Origin of the sequence: Duganella sp. LjRoot269 (genome assembly GCF_964254095.1) — a bacterium.
GTDB classification, from domain to species: Bacteria; Pseudomonadota; Gammaproteobacteria; order Burkholderiales; family Burkholderiaceae_D; genus Rugamonas; species Rugamonas hordei.
Genome location: NZ_CAXUSL020000001.1, coordinates 604,331 through 623,766, shown reverse-complemented (window position 1 = coordinate 623,766; position 19,436 = coordinate 604,331). Strand labels below are relative to the sequence as shown.

The window sequence follows — 19,436 nt, the reverse complement described above, 5'->3', positions numbered from 1 at the left end:
ACGACTAACGGAACGGCTGTGGTGCGGTGCTGCTGGTCATCCAGTCCTGCGCGGACTGGTGGACCTCATAAACCTGCGTGCCAAACGACTGGAACAGGGATTCGATATCGGCCACCGGCGCCTTGGTGAAATCGAGCGCCGGCACCGGCGCGGCGGCGGCGTTGGTGACCAGGCCCCAGGTGCCGTTGCCCTGCCCGCCCTTGTTGTTGACCACCTTCCAGGTCCAGGCCGTGGCGGCCCAGCCGTACTTGGCGTAGGTATCGAAGGAAGCGCGCGTGACCTGGCCGCCGAGGTCCAGGCCCAGCCCGGTCCACGGCTGCGTCTCGCCGATGAAGAACGCGGTGTCGACCGCCTTGATCTTGTTGTCCCACTCGCACACGCCGCTGTTGCCGCCGCCGCTGCAGCTCAGCCAGTCCTTGTGCACCTGCAGGCCGATCTGGCCCCAGCCGAACAGGCCCGGATAGAAGTGCATCTCGAACGCGACATTGCTCATGCCCTGTTCGGACGGCTTGCCATAGGCGCTGATGTTGCCGCTGTTGTGGCCGGGCAGGATGACGACGTGGTTCGGGTCGACCGCGCGGATCGCCGTGTACAGCGTCTTGACGACGGCGGCCAGGTTGGCGGCGGTGGTGCCCCACGGCTCGTTGAGCACGCTGTAGCCGGCGACCGACGCACGGTCCTTGTAGCGGCCGGCGATCTGCTGCCACAGCCAGACGGTGCGCTCCTGGTATTCCGGCGTGCTCCAGTACAGGTTCTTGTTGGCGCAGCCGCTATGCTGTTCCCATCCCTGCGCGCCGACGGCGCCGTGCAGGTCGAGGATCACGTACATGCCGCGCTTTTCGGCCTGGGCGATGGCGTCGTCCAGGTAGCGCCAGGCGTCGGCGCGCAAGTGGCGCGGATTCTTTTCGTCCTCGACCACGCTGTAGATGAACGGCAGGCGCACCAGGTTCAGGCCGAACTTCTGCATCTGGTCCCAGTCGCGGGTGGTGATCCAGTTGTCGCGGAACAGCTGCATCAGGCGCTGGCGCTCGGCATAGCCGAAGCGGTTGTCGAAGTTGGCCTCCAGCTTGCACTCGTCGTCGATGCCGGCGCTGCCCTGCCCCATCATCCAGAATTCATTGATCAGCCAGTTGCCGAGGTTGACGCCCTTGAGCGCGGCCTGGCTGCCGTCGGCCTTCAGCCACTTGCTTCCCTGCGTGTGCAGCATGGTCGGCGTCACCGGCACCGGCGTGACCGGAGTCGGCTTGATGGCTTCCACCACCGGCGGCGCGGGCGGCACCGGCGCGGACGACGGACCGGCGCCACTGCCGCCGCCGCAGCCGGCAAGCGCCAGCAAGGTCACTAATATAGATCGGTAAGACATGGCATCCTCTTGCGTGGAAGCGCTTCCATTTTTGTTCTGAAAAAACTGCCGCGCGACGACGCGGCAGCGCTTTTTTATTTCCAGGTGAAGGTGGCGACGCTGGCTGCCGGCAAGGTATAGCTGAAGCTCTGCTTGCCCTGGCGCACCGCGAAGCTGCGCGGCTCCTTGGCCGAGTTCACCACCAGCAGCGCCACCGAACCGTCGTCGGCGTTGCGGAAGGCCACCGTGTCGAGCTGGTCGTAGCCGCTGGTCGACGCGACGCGGCGCGCGCCCTGGCGCACGAAGCGGCTGGCGTGGGCCAGCGCGTAATATTCCTCGTTGCGGGTGACCTTGCCGTCGCGGGTGTCGATGGTGACGACGCCGCGGCAATCGTTGCAGCCGCCCAGGTGCGGGCCGTCGTGTTCGTCCAGCGCCAGGTTCCACAGCAGCACGCCCCTGGCCCAGCCGCGCGTGGTGCCGATCACCAGTGTGCGGGCGAAGTGCTGCAGATTGTCCGACCATACCGGCGCCCATTTGCCGCCCGAGCATTCGGTGAAGTAGGTGTCCTTGTCGGGCCAGCGGTCATGCAGCGCGGCCTGCACGCGCACGTCGCCGCCGTAGCAGTGCCAGGCGATGCCGTTGACGTATTTGTTCGCCACCGGATCCTTCAGCACGTCGGCCGGCGAGCCCGGCTCGTCCCAGTTGTGGTCCCAGTCCAGGATGCGGGTTTGCGGATGTTCCTTCGCCAGCAGCGGCCCCAGGTGGCCGCCGATGAAGGCGGCGCGCTTGGCTGGATCCACGCGCATGCCGGGATAATCCTTGGGCTCGAAGTGCGGCTCGTTCTGCAAGGTCAGCGCGTAGATCGGCACGCCCTCCTTCTCGTAGGCGCCGACATAGCGCGACAGGTAGGCGGCGAACGGCGCGAACGCTTCCGGCTTCAAGGTGCCCTGGATCAGGCTGTCGGTGGATTTCATCCAGCCCGGCGCGCTCCACGGCGACGCCATCACGCGCAGCCTGGGATTGATCGCCAGCGCGGCCTTGGTGATCGGCAGCACGTCGGCGCGGTTGGGTTCGATGGAGAAATGCGCCAGCGTGGGATCGGTCTGGCCTTTCGGCATGTCGTCGAAGCTGTAGTGCTGGCGCGAGAAATCGGAGGCGCCGATGGTCAGGCGGGTGAAGCTGAAGCCCAGCCCCGGCGCCTTGCCGAACAGTTCGTTGAGCAAGGCGCTGCGCTGCTGCTCGTTCATGCGGTTCCGCATCAGCCAGGCGGAAGCGTCGGTGATGGCGGCGCCGAAGCCCACCATTTCCTGGTAGCGCTGCGACGGATCGACCTCGATGATGGTGGCGGCAGCGGCGCCCGGCTTGAACTGGGCATCGGCGCCGCGCGCCAGCAATTGCGTCTGGTCGCCGGTGGTGATCCATGCCTGCACCCTGGCCTGCGCCTGAGCGGACCCGTGCACGCACAGCAGCAAGGCCGGCACCGCGAGCAGGCGGGAAAGGCGTTTCAAGACATGCTGCAAAGGCGAAGGGCGCAAGGCTCCATCGCCCGGCATAGCGGGGCTGGCTGTCAACATTCTGTCTCCGTGCAGAAGGATCGTTGCCCTTCCGTCTATCGTTTATTCACTTATGAATTAAATGGAATCGTTTCCACTTATTGAATTAACTATAGCACCGGCAATTCTTGAATGTCAACGAAAGCGAATGAAGTGTTGCGCGGAAGTGCCGCAGGCTGCAACAGCAGCCATGCGGTTTAACGAGGTGAAACTCCTAGCTGTGTTGCAGCGTCTCGACGCATTGTCGAGTATCGCATCCCGAGCTGTTGAGCACGCGCTCGGACACCTCGGGCGGGATGCTGTTGCTGGCCATGTAAACGGCAGCATCCTCCACGCTCAGCATGTCCTTGAAAATGCGTCCTACTTCGACCTTAGCGGCGACTAGAGGGTCTTTTCTTCTGCACGGGCTCATGATGTTCCTATTAAAAGGTCAAATGGCCAGTCCAGTTTATGCTGCAACGCACAACTCTGCAATTTCTTCTTTTCTATTGCAAGTCGCTGTTTGATTGCTATTGTGCAGGCACCTCCCAGCCGCCGCCCAGGGCCTTGTAGACCGCCACCAGCGAGGTGGCGGCGCCGGCCTGGGCTTGCGCCAGGCGGTCGCGCGCGGACAACAGTTCGCGCTCGGCGTCGAGCACCGTCAGGAAATCGGTCGAGCCGACCTTGAAACGCTCACGCGCGATCACGGCGGCCTGCTCCGACGACTGGGCCGCCTCGAACAGCAGCTCGGTCTGGCGCTGGGTGCGGGTGTAGCTGGCCAGCGCGCCTTCCGTCTCCTCCAGCGCGCCCAGCACCGCTTTCTCGTAGCCGATCACCACCGCGTCGTTGCGCGCATCGGCGGCGCTGATCTGCGCGCGGATGCGGCCGAAGTCGATCAGGTTCCACGTCAGCTGCGCGCCGAGGTTGTAGACATACGATGCGCCCTTGCCCAAGTCGCTGAAGTGCGACGAGTTCTGTCCCAGCGTGCCGCCCAGCGACAGCACCGGGAACAGCGCGCTGCGCGCCACGCCGACCTGCGCCGCTGCCGCCGCCACCTGCGCCTCGGCCAGCTGGATGTCCGGCCGGCGCCGCAGCAGCGAGGCCGGCGAACCGATGCTGGACAACTGCACCGCCTTCAACCCGGGCAGCGGCCGCACCGGCCCCAGTTCCGCGTCGAGCGCGGTCGGCTGCAGGCCGCACAGCACCGCCAGCCGATAGCGCGTGCGTATCAAGGCCGCCTCCAGCGCCGGAATATTGGCCGCCGTCGATTTCACCAGGGCCCGCGCGCGTTCGCTGTCGAGCGCCGTGCCGCGGCCCACGTCGAGCCGCGCGTCGACCAGCTCCAGCGCCGCCTGCTGCGTCTCCAGCGACGCCACGGCCACGCGCAGCTGCTCCTGCAGACCGCGCAGGTCGAAGTAGTTGCGCGCCACCTCGGCCGTCACGCTGACCTGCGCCGCCCGCACGCCGGCCGCGCCGGCCAGCACGTTGGCCTGCGCCGCCTTGCGCGCGTCGCCGAGACGGCCGAACAGGTCGGCCTCCCAGGCGACGTCGAAGCCAACCGAGTAGTTGTTGTTGGTCTTGACCACGCCGGCGTCGTTCGGCGCGCGGATGCGTGCCGCGCCGGCATCGAGGCCGATGCTGGGCAGCAGCTGCGCGTCGGCGTAGCGGTTCAGCGCGCGCGCTTCGCGCAGGCTGGCGGCGGCGCTGCGGATATCGGTATTGGCCTTCAGCGCCCGCTGTACCAGCGTGTCGAGCAGCGGATCGTTGAAGGCGCGCCAGAATTCACCGAGCGGTTCCCCGGCGGCGGCCGACGGCGCGTTGGCGAAGCCGCTGTCCAGCGCGGGTTCGAATTTCTTGACCGGCGGCGCGCTGGAGCACGCCGTCAACACCAGCGCGACGCCGATGACGACGGCCGGATGGCTACGATGCTGGCTCATACTTCCCCCTTGCGCGGCGGATCGGCATCGTCGATGCCGGGATGGAATGGATGGGCCGCGGCCTCGATCTGGTGCCGTAATTCGGCCGAATGCGCGCGGCGCTTCTCGGTGCCCTTGCGCAGCAGCGAGTAGAACACCGGCGTCAGGAAGATGCCGAACGAGGTCACGCCAACCATGCCCGAGAACACGGCGATCCCCATCGCGCGGCGCATCTCGCTGCCGGCGCCGCTGCCCAGAATCAGCGGGATCACGCCGGCGCAGAAGGCGATCGACGTCATCAGGATGGGCCGCAGGCGCAGATGGCAGGCGTTGACGATGGCCTCCATCATCGGCTGCCCCTGCTCCTCCAGCTCCTTGGCGAATTCCACGATCAGGATCGCGTTCTTGCACGCCAGGCCGACCAGCACCACCAGCGCCACCTGCGTGAACAGGTTCAGGTCTCCGCCCTGCGAGAACGGCGGGAAGTGTGATATCCACACGCCGAACAGCGCCGACAGGATACACATCGGCACGATCATGATGATGGCCAGCGGCAGGCTCCAGCTTTCATACTGCGCAGTCAGCACCAGCACCACCAGCACCACGGACAGGAACAGCACCGCCGCCAGCGTCGGTATCTTGACGTTGATGCCGGGCAGCGTGATGTCGCGCGTGAGCCGGTCCTGGTAGGTCAGGTCGGTCCATTCGTACGACATCCCGCGCGGCAGCTGCTTGACCAGGCGTTCGATCTCGGATTCCGCCTGGCCGCTGGAGAAGCCCGGCTTGGCGGCGCCGTTGACGTCGGCCGAGGGGAAGCCGTTGTAGCGCGTCACGCGCGTCGGGCCGAAGGTCGGATTGACCTGCATCACGGAACCCAGCGGCACCATCTGGCCCGCCGAATTGCGCGTCTCCAGGTTGGTGATGCTGTCGGCGCGCGAGCGGAACGGCGCGTCGGCCTGCACCACCACCTGGTAGGTCTTGCCGAAGCGCGTGAAGTCGTTCACGTACAGCGAGCCGAGGTTGATCTGCAGCGTGTCGTAGATCTCCTGCAGCGGCAGGCCCATTTGCTTGGCCTTGGTGCGGTCGACGTCGGCGAACAGCTGCGGCACGTTGATGTCGTAGTTCGAATACGGCGTGCCGATGCTGGACTTGGGATTGCCGTAGATCGGCCCGAGTATGCCGCCCCAGACCGCGCCATACAGCGCCTGCTCGCCCTGGCCGCCGCGGTCCTGCACCTGCAGCTTGAAGCCACCCGCGTTGCCCAGGCCGTCCACCGCCGGCGGCGGCACGACGAACATGCGCGCGCCCTGGATCGCCTGGATGGCGCCATTGACCTTGCCGAGGATGGCGTCCTTGGACAGGGCGCGCGTGGTGCGCTCCTCGAACGGCGCCAGGCCGAAGAAGACGATGCCCTCGTTCGGCGACGACGAGAAGCCGGCGATCGACAGGCCGGGGAAGGCGATCGAATCGACGATGCCCGGCACCTTGAGCGCGATGTCGCTCATGTCGCGGATGACCTTCTCGGTGCGCGCCAGCGACGAACCGGCGGGCAGCTGGGCGATGCCGATCAGGTACTGCTTGTCCGGCGCCGGCACGAAGCCGCTGGGGATGCGCGTGAACAGCAGGCCGGTGCACAGCAGCAGCACGCCGTAGACCACCAGCGCCAGCGATTTGCGCTGCAGCAGCCCGGTCACGCCGCGTCCATAGGCCTTGCTGCGGCGCTGGAACATGCAGTTAAACCAGTGGAAGAACTTGCCGAACAGCTTGTCCATCACCACCATGATCTTGTCTTTGGGCGCGTCGTGTGGGCGCAGCAGCAGCGCCGCCAGCGCCGGCGACAAGGTCAGCGAATTGAACGCCGAGATCACCGTGGAAATCGCGATCGTCGCCGCGAACTGCTTGTAGAACTGGCCGGACAGGCCGGGTACGAAGGTCAGCGGGATGAACACGGCGCACAGCACCAGCGCGATGGCGATGATAGGTCCGCTCACCTCGCGCATCGCGCGCACCGTGGCGTCGTGCGGCGTCAGGCCGTCGGCGATGTTGCGCTCGACGTTTTCCACCACCACGATGGCGTCGTCGACCACGATGCCGATCGCCAGCACCAGCCCGAACAGGGTCAGCGTGTTGATCGAGTAGCCCAGCAACAGCAGCATCGCGAACGTGCCGATGATGGAGATAGGCACCGCCAGCAGCGGGATCACCGAGGCGCGCCAGGTCTGCAGGAAGATGATCACCACCAGCACCACCAGCAGCACCGCCTCGATCAGCGTGTGCACCACTTTCTCGATCGAGGTCTGCACGAAGCGCGTGGGGTCGTAGACGATGTCGTAGTCGACACCCTTGGGGAAGTTCTTCTTGGCGTTCTCCATCGTCGCGCGCACGTCGTTCGACAGCTTCAGCGCGTTCGAGCCGGGCGCCTGGAAGATACCGATGGCCGCCGCCTCCTTGTTGTTCAGCAGGCTGCGCAGCGAATACGAGTTGGCGCTGATCTCCACCCGGCCGACATCCTTGATGCGCACCAGCGCACCGGTCGCGGGATCGCTGCGGACGATGATCTCGGCGAAATCCTCCTCCTTGATCAGCCGTCCCTGCGCATTGACCTGCAGCTGGAAGTCGGTGTCGTTGGGCGCCGGCGGCGAGCCGACCACGCCGGCCGCCACTTGCGCGTTCTGCTCGCGGATCGCCGCCACCACGTCGCCGGCGGTCATGTTGCGCGCCGCCAGCTGGCGCGGATTGAGCCAGATGCGCATCGCGTAGTCGCCGGAACCGAACAGCAGCACCGAGCCCATGCCGGGCACGCGCAGCAGGTCGTCGCGCACGTTCAGGTTGGCGTAGTTGCGCAGATAGAGCGCGTCGTGGCTGTTGTCCGGAGAGACCATGTGCACCACCATGGTCAGGTTGGGCGACTGCTTCTCGGTCGTCACGCCGATCTGGCGCACGATATCGGGCAGGCGCGGCAAGGCGCGGTTGATGCGGTTCTGCACCGCCGTCTCGGCCTGCTCCGGCACCGTGCCGATCTTGAAGGTCACCGTCAGCGTCATGCTGCCGTCGGCGGTGGCCTGGCTTTCGAAGTACAGCATGTGTTCCAGGCCGTTGATCTGCTCTTCCAGCGGCGCGGCCACGGTTTCCGAAATCACGCGCGGATTGGCGCCGGGGAACTGGGCCCGCACCACGATCTGCGGCGGCGCCACTTCCGGATACTCGGAGATCGGCAGCTGGAAGATCGCCAGCAGGCCGACCATGAAAATGAAAATCGAGAGGACGGTGGCGAAGCGCGGGCGGTCGATGAAAAATCGCGAGATATCCATGCGGCGCTCCTCAGCCCTTGGCCACAGCCGGGGCGCCTGGCGGCGGCGCCGGGATGGGTTGCCCCTGCTCGTCCACCTTCAGCACCTGCGGCGTGACCGGTGCGCCGGGGAAGGCGCGCAGCAGGCCGTCGACGATCACCAGTTCGCCGGCATTGATGCCGGTGACGACGCGCATGCCGCCGATCAGCGCGCCGGGCTTGATCTCGCGCTGCTCGACGATGTTGTTCTTGCCGACCACCAGCACCACCTTGCGCGTCTGGTCGGTGGTGATGGCGCGGTCCGACACCAGCGTGGCGGAATAGCTGCCGCTGCCGACCAGCTGGATGCGGGCGAACAGGCCGGGCGTGTAGAGGCCCTCCTTGTTGTCGAACACGGCGCGCCCGCGCATCGAGGCGGTGGCCGGGTTCAGGCGGTTGTCGACGAAGTCCATGTGGCCTTCATGCGGGAAGCCCTCCTCGTTGGCCAGGCCCAGGCGCACCGCGTTCGGCACATCGCGCGACGATGGACGGCTGCCGTCGCGCGCCGCGCGCATGTATTTCAGGTAGAGCGCCTCGCTGGCGTCGAAGTAGGCGTACATGCGGTCGTTCGACACCACGGTGGTCAGCACCGGATCGCCGATATTCACCAGATTGCCGACCGTGACATTGGCGCGCGACGTGCGGCCGGTGACCGGGGCGACGATGCGGGTGAATTCCAGGTTCAGCCTGACCTGCGCCAGCGCCGCCTCGTAGGCCCTGACGTTGGAGTTGGCGTTGGCGACCGCCGCCTTCAGCTGGTCCAACTCCTGCTGGCTGACGCCGCGCACGGCGACCAGTTTTTCCGCGCGCGCCAGCTCGGTCTTGCTCAACTCTCCGGAGGTGCGGGCGGCCACCAGCTGCGCCTCGACGCGGGCCGCTTCGGCGGCGAACGGACGCGGATCGATGGTGAACAGCGGATCGCCCTTGCGCACCGTCTGGCCTTCGCGGAAGTGCACCTGCATCAGCGTGCCGGCCACCCGCGAGCGGATGTCGACCGTGTCCGGCGCCTCGAGGCGGGCGGTGAATTCGTCGAATTCCTTGACGTCGCGCTTGACGGCCGGCGCCACCGATACCGCGGGCGGCCCGCCCTGCGGGCCGCCCTCCTCGTGCTTGGCGCAGCCGGCCAGCAGCGCGAGGAGTATGGATAATTTGAACCAGCGTGTAGACGCCAGCGCCGCCAGGATATTCATTGTGAACCCCTCAGTAACGGTGTCAATTTATACAACTAGTTTCATTCTAGTCAAATTTGGCACACGCTGTCATTAACAAATAAGAGGTATATCAATTGCGCGCGTATCGACGAGGCGAACAGTCCATAACGCGTTTGAGCCACGGCTTGGCGCCTCAGGGTTGTACCGGCAGGCCGTGACGCTTGATGTGGTCGATCAGTTCGCGGTTGTCCGGCAGGCCGGCCAGCATCCGGCCGGCCAGCGCCCGGGTGTCGCGGAAGCAGGCGTCGGCCAGGCCGGGATGGTCGGAGCGGCGGCGGCCGTCGCCGTAGTCGGTGTCAAAGCCCATGCCGTACAGGACGTACTGGTAGCTGGCGGCGGGGAACACTTCTTCGATGCGGTGCAGGTCGTAGCGCGACGGCGGCTGGTGGCGCCACAAGGTCAGCAATTCCTTCAGGCGCGGCGGGATCGATCCCGCACGGCGGTTGTCGCGCCAGTACTGGGTGTCGTCGCGCCGGCTCAACACGTAGTGCAGCTTGAGGAAATCGATCACCCGTTCCCAGCGGTAGAGGAAGGCGTCGTTGTAGCGGCGCGCCGTGATGTCCATCGCGGCGCGGTTGGCCGGCAGCGCGTCGGCCAGCGTGGCGGCCGACAGCTCGACCATCGCCAGCGCCGACGCCTCCAGCGGTTCGAGAAAGCCGGCCGACTGGCCGATCGCCACGCAGTTGCGGTGCCAGAAGCGCGCGCGGTAGCCGGGCTGGAACGACAGCTTGCGCGGGGTCGGCACTTCCTGGCCGGGGCTGGTGCGCCGCACATAGGCGTGCAGCGTGCGCTCGGCCTGCTCGTCGCCGGTGTGGGCGCCGGAATAGACATAGCCGATGCCGCGCCGGGCCGGCAGGCCGATGTCCCAGATCCAGCCGTGCGCCTGCGCGGTCGACAGCGTCTGCGAGGCGATCGGACTGTGCTCGTCGGGATAGGGCATCTGCAGCGCCAGCGCGCTGTCGTTGAACAGCACGTGTTTTTGCGACAGGAACTCGACGCCGTAGTGCTGGCCCAGCAGCAGCGACTGGGCGCCGCTGCAGTCGATGAACAGGTCGCCCCGGACGGCGCCGTTGCGGCGAGTCTGCAGGGCGGCGATGTCGCCGTCGTCCTGCGGCAGCACGGCGTCCACGTGGTCGACCAGGTGGCGCACGCCGAGGACCTCGGTGCAGTGGCGGCGCAGGAACAGGCCGAACTTGCCGGCGTCGAGGTGGTAGCCGTAGTTCGACACGGCGGCAAACTCCGGCGTGGCGGCCTGCTTGGGCGCCTTGCCGTGCAGGCAAAGCTGCGGCTGGAAGCTGACCACGCCGGCGAACGGCTGGTCCGCGTGGCGGGCGCGCCAGCGGGCCGGCAGGTTGGCCTCGCCGTAGCCGTGCGGCACGACGAAGGGATGGAAATAGAAATCGTCGTCGCTGCCGTCGACCCAGGCGTTGAAGCGCGAACCCTGCTTGAAGGAGGCGTCGCATTCGCGGAAGAAATCGGTCTCGGACACGCCGATGCGCGCCAAGGTGTCGCGCATGCTGGGCCAGGTGCCCTCGCCGACGCCGATCGGCGCCACGTCGGGCGACTCCAGCACGGTCACCTTCAGCGCCGCGTGTTCGGCGGCGATCACCGCCGCCGTCAGCCAGCCGGCCGAACCGCCGCCGACGATGACGATATGTTGTAGCTGTTGCAGCTGTTGCGGCTCAGGCCCATTCATAGGTTGGAATCCTTGCAGCCCGGTGCCACCACCAGGCACGAGAAAGCGCAGGCCGCCATGAAGGCGGCCTGCGGGTCAGGCCGGGACGGCTGGCGCCGTCCCGGTGTCTGCGGCGGTTAGAACTTGTACCGAGCCGACAACATGTAGCGCGGTCCCGATTGTGCCAGGCTCAGTACCATCATGTCGGTACGGCCGTGCACGCGCTGCAGCTGGTCGGTCAGGTTGATCGCCTCCAGCTGGAAGCTCAGGTTCTTGTTGTAGGCATAGCCGACGTTGACGTCCACCTGTCCGTACGGCTCCACGTACTGCGGATTGGCGCCTGCCAGGTCGGTGGTCGACGACAGGAACTGCCCGCGCCAGTTGTACGCGGCACGGACGCTCCACTTGTCATCCTCGTAGATACCCACCAGGTTGGCCGAGTTGCTCAGGCCGACCAGCGCGAACTGGTCGCCCTTGCTGGCGTTGTTGAACGCCAGCCCCGACTTGACGTAGGTGTAGTTGGCCTGGATGCCGAAGCCGCTGTTGCCGAACATGTGCTGCCAGTTGATCTCGGCGCCGTGCAGGTTGGCGTCCTGCGCATTGACGTAGCTGGTGGTCTGGAACTTGATCGCCGGATCGCTCGGCTGGCCGGTGATGACGCCGGTGATCTCGCCCTTCTCGTTGTCCGGCCCGCGCACCACGCCGGGCTGGCCGTTGAAGTTCTTGAAGATGTAGTTGCGGATGCAGGCGGTATCGGTGACGATACAGCCGGCGCCCAGCGCCGCGTTCCAGTACTTGCCGCCGACCGGCGTATGCAGGTTGGCCTGCGGTACATCGGTCACCGACTGGCCGGCGTAGTTGGTCAGCTTCTTCTCGAACAGGCCCAGCGACACCAGGCTGCGCTTGTCGTAGTACCACTCGGCCGACAAGTCCAGGTTCTTCGACTTGACCGGTTTCAGAGCAGGATTGCCGGTCGATGCCGAGTCGCCGTTGACCGACGCGGTGGCACCGATGGTGGTGCCGCCCTGGATCTGGTCGTAGCGCGGACGGCCGATGGTCTCGCCGTAGCTGGCGCGTACCTTGAAGTCCGAGCGCAGGTCGGCGTCGATGTCCAGGCTAGGCAGCAGGTTGTGGTAGGAACCGGTCTGCGAGGTGAACGCCTTGCCCGCGAAGGTGATCGGGAACTCGTTCTGCGAAACCCAGCGCACTTCGCTCGGCGTCTGCGACAACGCGGTCGACAGCACGTCGGTCTTCTCGAAGCGCGCGCCGATGCCGGTGTGGATAGGAATCGCGGTGTCCCACTCGGTCACCAGCTGGACGAAGGCCGACTTCGATTTCTCGGTGGTGCGGCGGTCGTAGTCCGGGTTCTCCAGGCTCGGCATGTACAACGCCGGCTTGCCGGTGGTGTCCGACGCCACCTGGCGCACGGCGGCGAAGTTGAAGGTGTGGATCTGGTTGAACAGGTTCGGATCGTTCACGCCATCCATCTTGCCGAAGTACTTGCGCAGGTCGTCCGCCTGGAACAGCGATTGCGGATAGTCGGAGGCCTTGGTGGCGCCGCCCCAGCTGTCGCTCTGCACCTGCTGGAAGGCCGAACGGTTCTTGACGTTGGTGACGGCCAGACCGAAGTTCAGGTTGGACGCTTCCATCAGTTTCAGGCTGGCGCTGGCCTGGCCCTGGTCGATGGTCATCTTCTGATAGCCGTCCTGGAACCAGGAGCCGGACACCTGCATCGGCGCCGCGGTGAAGTTCGCGCCCTGGATGCTCAGCACCGGCATTTCGTGGGTGAAGTCGACGCCGGTATTGCCGCGGCTGAAGCTGACGGTGGCCAGGTCGTTGGCCGAGCCGAACGGGCTGTCCTTCTGCGACACCGCCGACGAACTATGCGCGTCGAACACCACCTTCAGCGACGGCGTGGCTTTCCACACGGCGTTGAAGCCGAGCGACTTGTTGGTCGACTTGGTGGCGTAGTCGCCGCCGTTCATCGCGATATCCTGCGCGGTGACGTTTTCCTGGTAGTAGATCGGCGAGGCGATCGGGCCATCGGTCCACTTGCTGACGGACGGACCCAAGTTGAACCAGGCGCTCAGCTCGTGCGAGCGGGTCTGGATCTTGTTTTCCGAATAGGTGTAGTCCAGCGTGGTGGTCAGGTCGGTGGTCGGCTTGAACTGCAAGGCCAGCTGGCCGTTGGTGCGCTGGCGCTGCATGCCCTTCATGAAGTAGGAAATGTTCTGCGGCACCGAGTACACGTCGCCCGGCTTCGGACGGTTGGTGATGTCGCTGTAGCCCGGCTGGCCCGCCTGCGGGATCGTGCCCCAGTTGTTTTCGTCGCCGGTGAACGGGCCGCGCCAGCCGTTGGGGATGCCGGCGGTGTTCACGCCCAGGTTGCGCTTCTGGTAGCTGCCGCTGATGGCGACACCCCAGCGGCCGTCGGCCGAGGTGTTGCTGTAGATGCCGGAGATTTCAGGCGTCAGCGAGGTGCTGGCCTTGTCGGCGTCCGGCAAGTGGTTGTTCGAGGTGTCGTACACGCCCTTGACGCCGACGCTCGAATGCATGCCGGGATTGTCGAACGGACGCGCGGTCATGATGTTGACGGTGGCGCCGATGCCGCCCGGCGGCGTGTCGGCGCGGCTGGTCTTGTACACCTGGATCTGCGAGATCGCCTCGGACGCCAGGTTGGAGAAGTCGAACGCGCGGCCGGACAGGTCGCCCAGGTTCGAGGTCGGCATCTGGCGGCCGTTCAGCAGCACCATGTTCAGGTCGGGGCCGACGCCGCGCACGGTGACTTTCTGCCCTTCGCCGTTGCTGCGGTCGATCGACACGCCGGAAATGCGCTGCAGCGATTCGGCCAGGTTGGTATCGGGGAACTTACCGATATCGTCGGCCACGATGCCGTCGACGATACCGTCGGAATTGCGCTTCAGGTTCAGCGTCGATTGCATACTGGCGCGGATACCAGTGACAACGACGGTCTGTTCGGCCGGCGGCGCATCGGCCGCCTTGACGGCCTCTTGCGCGTAAGCCGACGACAGGCTCAAGCAGGCACTGGCGACCGCCAGGCTGATGGCCCTGCGTCGGGAATTCGGGTGGACTGCCCCCTTGGTGGTATGGTTTCGCACTACGTCTCCTTATTAGATTTATTTATATCTTCGACGCTGATCGAGCAGGCCGTAAGCAACGCCGATGGTGGTGACAACTACAACTACTCTGAAGTGTTCTGTTACAGAAACTGGCGGCGGCGCGGATGGCCCCCGGTTACGCGCACGCCAGGTCGGCATGCAAACGTTTTCAAACTTAGTTCAATCAAATGACGAATTGACAAAGCCAACTCAGGATATGAGAAAAAAACTCATTAGTCAATTGATCGAACGAATTCAAACGAGGAAGTTGCGAGCTGTTGTATGAACGCCGCAAAGCGCAAAAAAAGCGCGGATGACTCGACTGCATTTCATTGGTGTATGATCCCTGCCTGACTCCTCACCTCGAACGCTTTCACCTATGATCGTCGCCGGCGACCAACAGCTACTCAAGCAAGTCAATCGCATGGCGCTGGTGCGCCAGCTGTGCAACCAGCCGGGACTGTCGCGCGCCGGGCTGGCCGAAACCGTCGGCCTGACCAAGTCCACCGTCAGCCTGCTGGTGCGCGAGCTGCTGGACGAAGGCTGGCTCAGCGAAAGCGCATTGCTGGCCACCGGCGCGCTGGGCCGGCGCGCCACGCCGCTGCACCTGGACGGCACCCGCCTGGCGCTGCTCGGCGTCGACCTCGGCATCGGCGCGGCGCGCATCGTCGCCACCAACCTGCTGGGCGAAGTGCTGGACGAGGCGGTGATCGACTACGCCAACGGCGCCGACGCCGTCGCCTGCATCGGGCAGATGGCGGCCGGCGTGCTGCACATGGCGCGCGCCGATGGCGCGCTGGCCGGCCGCGCGCTGCTGGGCGTGGGCATCGGCCTGCACGGCGTGGTCGACGACGCCACCGGCGTGCTGCACTACGCGCCCCACCTCGGCTGGCGCAACGTCGACGTGGCCAACCAGATGCGCTCGCACTTCGCCTTCACCGCGCTGGACGGCAAGCCGCTGTTCATCCAGAACGAGGCGAACGTGGCGGCGCTGGCGGAGCTGGAATTTTCCAACCAGGCCGGCGCCGATCCGCTGATCTACCTGAGCATAGGCTACGGCGTGGGCGCCGGCATCATCGTCAACGGCCGTCTGCTGACCGGCTTGTACGGATTCGCCGGCGAGGTCGGCCACACCATCCTGCAACAGGACGGACCGCCCTGCTCCTGCGGCCGGCGCGGCTGCGCCGACGCGCTGATCGGCCTGCAGGCACTGATGGACGAGGTGAACGGCAAGCCGGCGCACGGCGCCGAGCTGCTGGAAAAGCTGTTCGTGCAAGTGGAGGCGGGAGACGCCGCCGCCTGCGACGTGGTGGCCGCGGCCGGCCGCAAGCTGGGGGTGCTGCTGAATAACCTGTGGGTGGCGTTCGATCCGATGTGCATCGTCATCGGCGGCGCCGCGCTGCGCCTGGGCGACCGCTTCCTGGAGCCGGGCCGCCAGGTGCTCAACGACTGCGCCAGCGCGACGCTGTTGCCGGCGCCTGCGATCCGCACGCCGCGCTTCGGCATCAACGCCATCGCCATCGGCGGCGCGGCGATGGCACGTCATTACCTGATGCGGCCATTCGCCGACCAGAGCGGCGGGCGCCGGCCCAACCCGAAAGTCGGCACCGGCCTGCCGCAGGCCACCGGCGTCGCCGCCGGCTTCTGGTCCTGGAGCTGAACCCACGCGCGTCATTCCCGCGAAAGCGGGAACGGCGTGCGCATTGCTTAGCCTACCATCAGCTTAGCCTACCATCAGCTTGGCCGATTTCAGCTTGACGCTGTCCGGACCGACGTGGATGGTAAAGCTGCCCGGCTCCACCACGCGCACCATCTCGGTGTTGAAGAACCACAGGTCGGACGGCTTGATGTCGAACGACAGTGTGCGCTTCTCGCCCGGCTTCAGCGTCACGCGCTGGAAGCCCTTCAACTCCAGCACCGGCCGCGTGACCGAGCTGATATCGTCGCGGATGTACAGCTGCACCACTTCGTCGCCGGCCAGCTTGCCGGTGTTGGTCACATCCACTTCCACCTTGGTCGATTCGCCGACAGCGATGCTGGCCTTGACCAGGCGCGGTTCGGAAATATCGAACGTGGTGTAGCTCAGGCCAAAGCCGAACGGATACAGCGGCTTGGTCGAACCGTCGATGTAGCCGCGGCGCGCCGACGGCTTGTGGTTGTAGAAGATCGGCAGCTGGCCGACGCTGCGCGCGATCGACACCGGCAGCTTGCCGCCCGGGTTGGCGCGGCCGAACAACAGGTCGGCGGCGGCGAAGCCGGTCTGCTGACCCATGTACCAGCCTTCGATCAGCGCGTCGGCCTTTTCCGCCAGCAGGTTGACCGACAGCGGACGGCCGTTGAGCAGGAACACCACGGTCGGCTTGCCGAGCGCGAAGATGGCGCGCGCCAGGTCGTTCTGCTGGCCCAGCATGTCCAGGCTGTCGCGGTCGCCCAGGTGATTGTCGGCCCAGGCCTCGCGGCTGGTCTGCTCGTTGTCGCCCAGGACCATGATGATGGTGTCGGCCGACTTGGCCGCCTGCACCGCCTCGGCGATCAGTTTGGCGTTGACTTCCGGCGGCGTGAACTTGATCTCGTCGGCGCCCCACACGCGGCTGTCGGTGATGCGCACGCCTTCGGAATAGGCCAGCTCGAAGCCCTGCGCCTTGGCCTCGGCCTGCAGGCCTTCGTAGATCGACACCACGTGGCGCGGCACGTCCGAGTAGCCGCCGATCGGGCAATCCTTGGCGTGGGTACCGAGCAACAGCACCTTGCCGACCTTCTTGCCGTCCAGCGGCAGCACGCCCTTGTCGTTCTTCAGCAGCACCGGCGTGCGCGTGGCCGCCAGGCGCGCCAGCGCGACGGCTTCCGGCGTGGCGGTCAGGCTGTCGGCCGCTTTCGCATCGACGTAGGGCTGCTCGAACAGACCTGCATTGAATTTCAGTTCCAGCACGCGGCGCACCACGGCGTCGATCTCGCTTTCGGCGATGCGCTTTTCCTTCACCAGCTCCGCCAGCGTCTTGTAGCCCAGGCCGTCCGGCGTTTCGATGTCGACGCCGGCCTTCAGCGCGCGGTAAGCGGCTTCCTTCGGCGTGGCGGCCAGCTTGTGGCGCGTGACCAGTTCATTGATGCCGAAGTAGTCCGACACGGTCACACCCTTGAAGCCCCACTCCTCGCGCAGCACCTTGGTGATCAGCCAGTGGTTGGCATGCGAAGGCACGCCGCCGATCTCGTTATACGACGGCATGACGGCGGCGACGTTGGTTTCCCTGATCAGTTTTTCGAACGGCGGGAAGAACTCCTCGCGCAGCGTGCGTTCGCTCACTTCGGCCGGGCCGATGTTGGTGCCGCTTTCAGGCTGGCCGTGGCCGGTCATGTGCTTGAGCGTGGCGTAGACCTTGTCCTTGGCCAGCACCTTGCTCTCGCCCTGGAAGCCCAGCACGGCGGCCTTGCCCATCTCGCCGCACAGGTGCGGGTCCTCGCCATAGGTTTCCTCGATGCGGCCCCAGCGCGGTTCGCGCGCCACGTCCACCACCGGCGCCAGCGCCAGGTTGGCGCCGCGTGCGCGCATCTCGCGCGCCGCCACGCTGAACACCTTGCGCGCCAGGTCGGTGTCGAACGACGACGCCAGGCCGATCGCCTGCGGGAAGCTGGTGGCGTCGCGCGCGACGTAGCCGTGCAGCGATTCCTCGTGCATGAACAGCGGGATGCCGAGGCGGGTCTGCTCGACCGCCCACTTCTGGATCGCGTTCACATAGGTCGCCGTTTCCAGCGCGTTGCGGTTGTCATGCGCGCCGGTGTCGCCGGCGCCCGCCGCCTGGCCCAGCTGGCGGTCCGACGGACGGGCGATCATGCCCAGGCCGTTCGGAAACGCCTTCTGCGCCTTGGCCGGCGAGAACTCGCCTTTCGCGTCCTGGATCTCGGTCTTCTGCTGCCAGGTGCACTGCATCTGCATGATTTTTTCTTCCAGCGTCATGCGACCCAGCAGGTCGTCGACGCGCTGCTGCACCGGCAGGGTCGCATCCTTGTACGGCGCCTTGGCGGTGGCGGCCAGCGCCATCGAACCAGGCAGCACGGACAGGCCGGCGATGCTGGACATGGAAGTTAAAAACTGTCTGCGGTTGTTCTTCATGTTATCTGTCTCCGTTGGTATTCTTTTATGGTGTTCTTTGATGATGCCGCTTAGCGCTTGCCTGCGCGGGTCGCAACGTCCACCCACACTGCCAGCGTCAGGATGCAGCCCTTGACGATCATTTGCCAATACGTGTCCACGTCCAGCATCGACATGCCGTTGTCGAGGCTCGCCATCACCAGCGCGCCGATCAGCGCGCCGTGCACGGTGCCCGAGCCGCCGCGCATCGAGGTGCCGCCGATGAAGCAGGCCGCGATCGCATCGAGTTCGCCGGAGGTGCCGGCCGACGGCGAACCGGCCGCCAGCCGCGCGGTGTTGACCAGGCCGGCCAGTGCGCACATCAGGCCCATGATGCCGAAGATCCAAAGCTTCACCGCCTGCACGTTGATGCCCGACAGGCGCGTCGCTTCCATATTGCTGCCGACTGCGTAGACGCGGCGGCCGAACACCGTCTGCGTGGTGACGTAGCTGAAGATGCCCAGCAACGCCAGCAACAGCAGCACCGGCAGCGGAATGCCCTCGTACGAATTGAAGGTCGTGACGAACGCCAGCAGCACGGCGCCCAGCACCACCACCTTGGCGGCGTCGCGCCAGACCGGCGCCACGGCCAGGCCGTAGGCGGCGTGGCTGCGGCGCTGCTGCCATACCAGGAATACCGCGACGGCGAACAGCACCACGCCCAGCGCCACGCCCAGGGTCGGCGACAGGTAGGCCTGGCCGAGGTAGACCAGGTCGTCCGATACCGGCGCGATGGTCACGCCGCCCGTCACGCCCAGCACGATGCCGCGGTAGGCCAGCATGCCGCCCAGGCCGACGATGAACGACGGGATTTTCAGGTAGGCGGTCAGGTAGCCGTTGAACAGGCCGATCACCAGGCCGATGCCCAGCACGATCAGCAGGTTCAAGGGCAGCGGCAGATGGTGCGACACATCCAGCACCGCCGCCACGCCGCCCAGCAGGCCAAGCAGCGAGCCGACCGACAGGTCGATCTCGCCGGCGATGATCACCAGCGACATGCCGCAGGCGACGATGCCGGTGATGGCCATCTGGCGCATCAGGTTGGACAGGTTGCGCGGCGTGACGAAGCCGCCCTCGGTGTGGTAGCTGAAGAAACCCCAGATCAAGGCGACTGCGATCAGCAGGGCCAGCATTTTGTACTGCGTGAATAACTGTTTGATGTTGTTACTGTTCATGGCAAATCCAGA

Annotated in this window: 10 protein-coding genes; 1 reads left to right on the top strand and 9 read right to left on the bottom strand. The window is 66.0% G+C overall.

Going from position 1 to position 19,436, the window contains the following annotated elements:
- Positions 1-4 precede the first annotated feature (4 nt).
- The 7 genes from ACSQ3S_RS02660 to ACSQ3S_RS02630 form a co-directional block, all read right to left on the bottom strand.
- On the bottom strand, positions 5-1,363 hold the full coding sequence (locus tag ACSQ3S_RS02660; RefSeq protein WP_436141511.1) for a glycoside hydrolase family 5 protein: 1,359 nt from the start codon (positions 1,361-1,363) through the stop codon (positions 5-7).
- Between the two features lie 74 nt (positions 1,364-1,437).
- On the bottom strand, positions 1,438-2,850 hold the full coding sequence (locus ACSQ3S_RS02655) for a glycoside hydrolase family 30 protein (protein WP_436141510.1): 1,413 nt from the start codon (positions 2,848-2,850) through the stop codon (positions 1,438-1,440).
- A gap of 554 nt (positions 2,851-3,404) precedes the next feature.
- Positions 3,405-4,811 (bottom strand): efflux transporter outer membrane subunit, encoded by a 1,407-nt coding sequence (locus ACSQ3S_RS02650; RefSeq protein WP_436141509.1) that lies wholly within the window; start codon positions 4,809-4,811, stop codon positions 3,405-3,407.
- The gene (locus ACSQ3S_RS02645) at positions 4,808-8,101 is read right to left on the bottom strand and encodes an efflux RND transporter permease subunit (RefSeq protein WP_176653046.1); all 3,294 of its coding nucleotides are present in this window, start codon (positions 8,099-8,101) and stop codon (positions 4,808-4,810) included. Before ACSQ3S_RS02645 ends, ACSQ3S_RS02650 begins: the two co-directional genes overlap by 4 nt.
- Positions 8,102-8,111: 10 nt before the next feature.
- Positions 8,112-9,308, bottom strand: coding sequence for an efflux RND transporter periplasmic adaptor subunit (locus ACSQ3S_RS02640; protein ID WP_436141508.1), 1,197 nt, complete (start codon positions 9,306-9,308; stop codon positions 8,112-8,114).
- A gap of 154 nt (positions 9,309-9,462) precedes the next feature.
- Positions 9,463-11,025, bottom strand: a complete 1,563-nt coding sequence (locus ACSQ3S_RS02635) for a tryptophan halogenase family protein (RefSeq protein WP_436141507.1) — start codon at positions 11,023-11,025, stop codon at positions 9,463-9,465.
- 116 nt (positions 11,026-11,141) lie between these two features.
- Entirely contained in the window at positions 11,142-14,123 is a 2,982-nt protein-coding gene (locus ACSQ3S_RS02630) for a TonB-dependent receptor (protein WP_436141506.1), read from the bottom strand.
- A 379-nt stretch (positions 14,124-14,502) separates the two neighbouring features.
- Here ACSQ3S_RS02630 and ACSQ3S_RS02625 point away from each other — a divergent pair, with 379 nt between their 5' ends.
- Positions 14,503-15,783: an ROK family transcriptional regulator gene (locus ACSQ3S_RS02625; RefSeq protein WP_436141505.1), complete on the top strand. Its 1,281-nt coding sequence runs from the start codon at positions 14,503-14,505 to the stop codon at positions 15,781-15,783.
- A gap of 63 nt (positions 15,784-15,846) precedes the next feature.
- Here ACSQ3S_RS02625 and ACSQ3S_RS02620 read toward each other — a convergent pair whose 3' ends face one another.
- Both ACSQ3S_RS02620 and ACSQ3S_RS02615 read right to left on the bottom strand, forming a co-directional pair.
- Positions 15,847-18,231: a glycoside hydrolase family 3 N-terminal domain-containing protein gene (locus ACSQ3S_RS02620; RefSeq protein WP_436141504.1), complete on the bottom strand. Its 2,385-nt coding sequence runs from the start codon at positions 18,229-18,231 to the stop codon at positions 15,847-15,849.
- Between the two features lie 50 nt (positions 18,232-18,281).
- On the bottom strand, positions 18,282-19,424 hold the full coding sequence (locus ACSQ3S_RS02615; protein WP_176653052.1) for a sugar ABC transporter permease: 1,143 nt from the start codon (positions 19,422-19,424) through the stop codon (positions 18,282-18,284).
- Positions 19,425-19,436 lie beyond the last annotated feature (12 nt).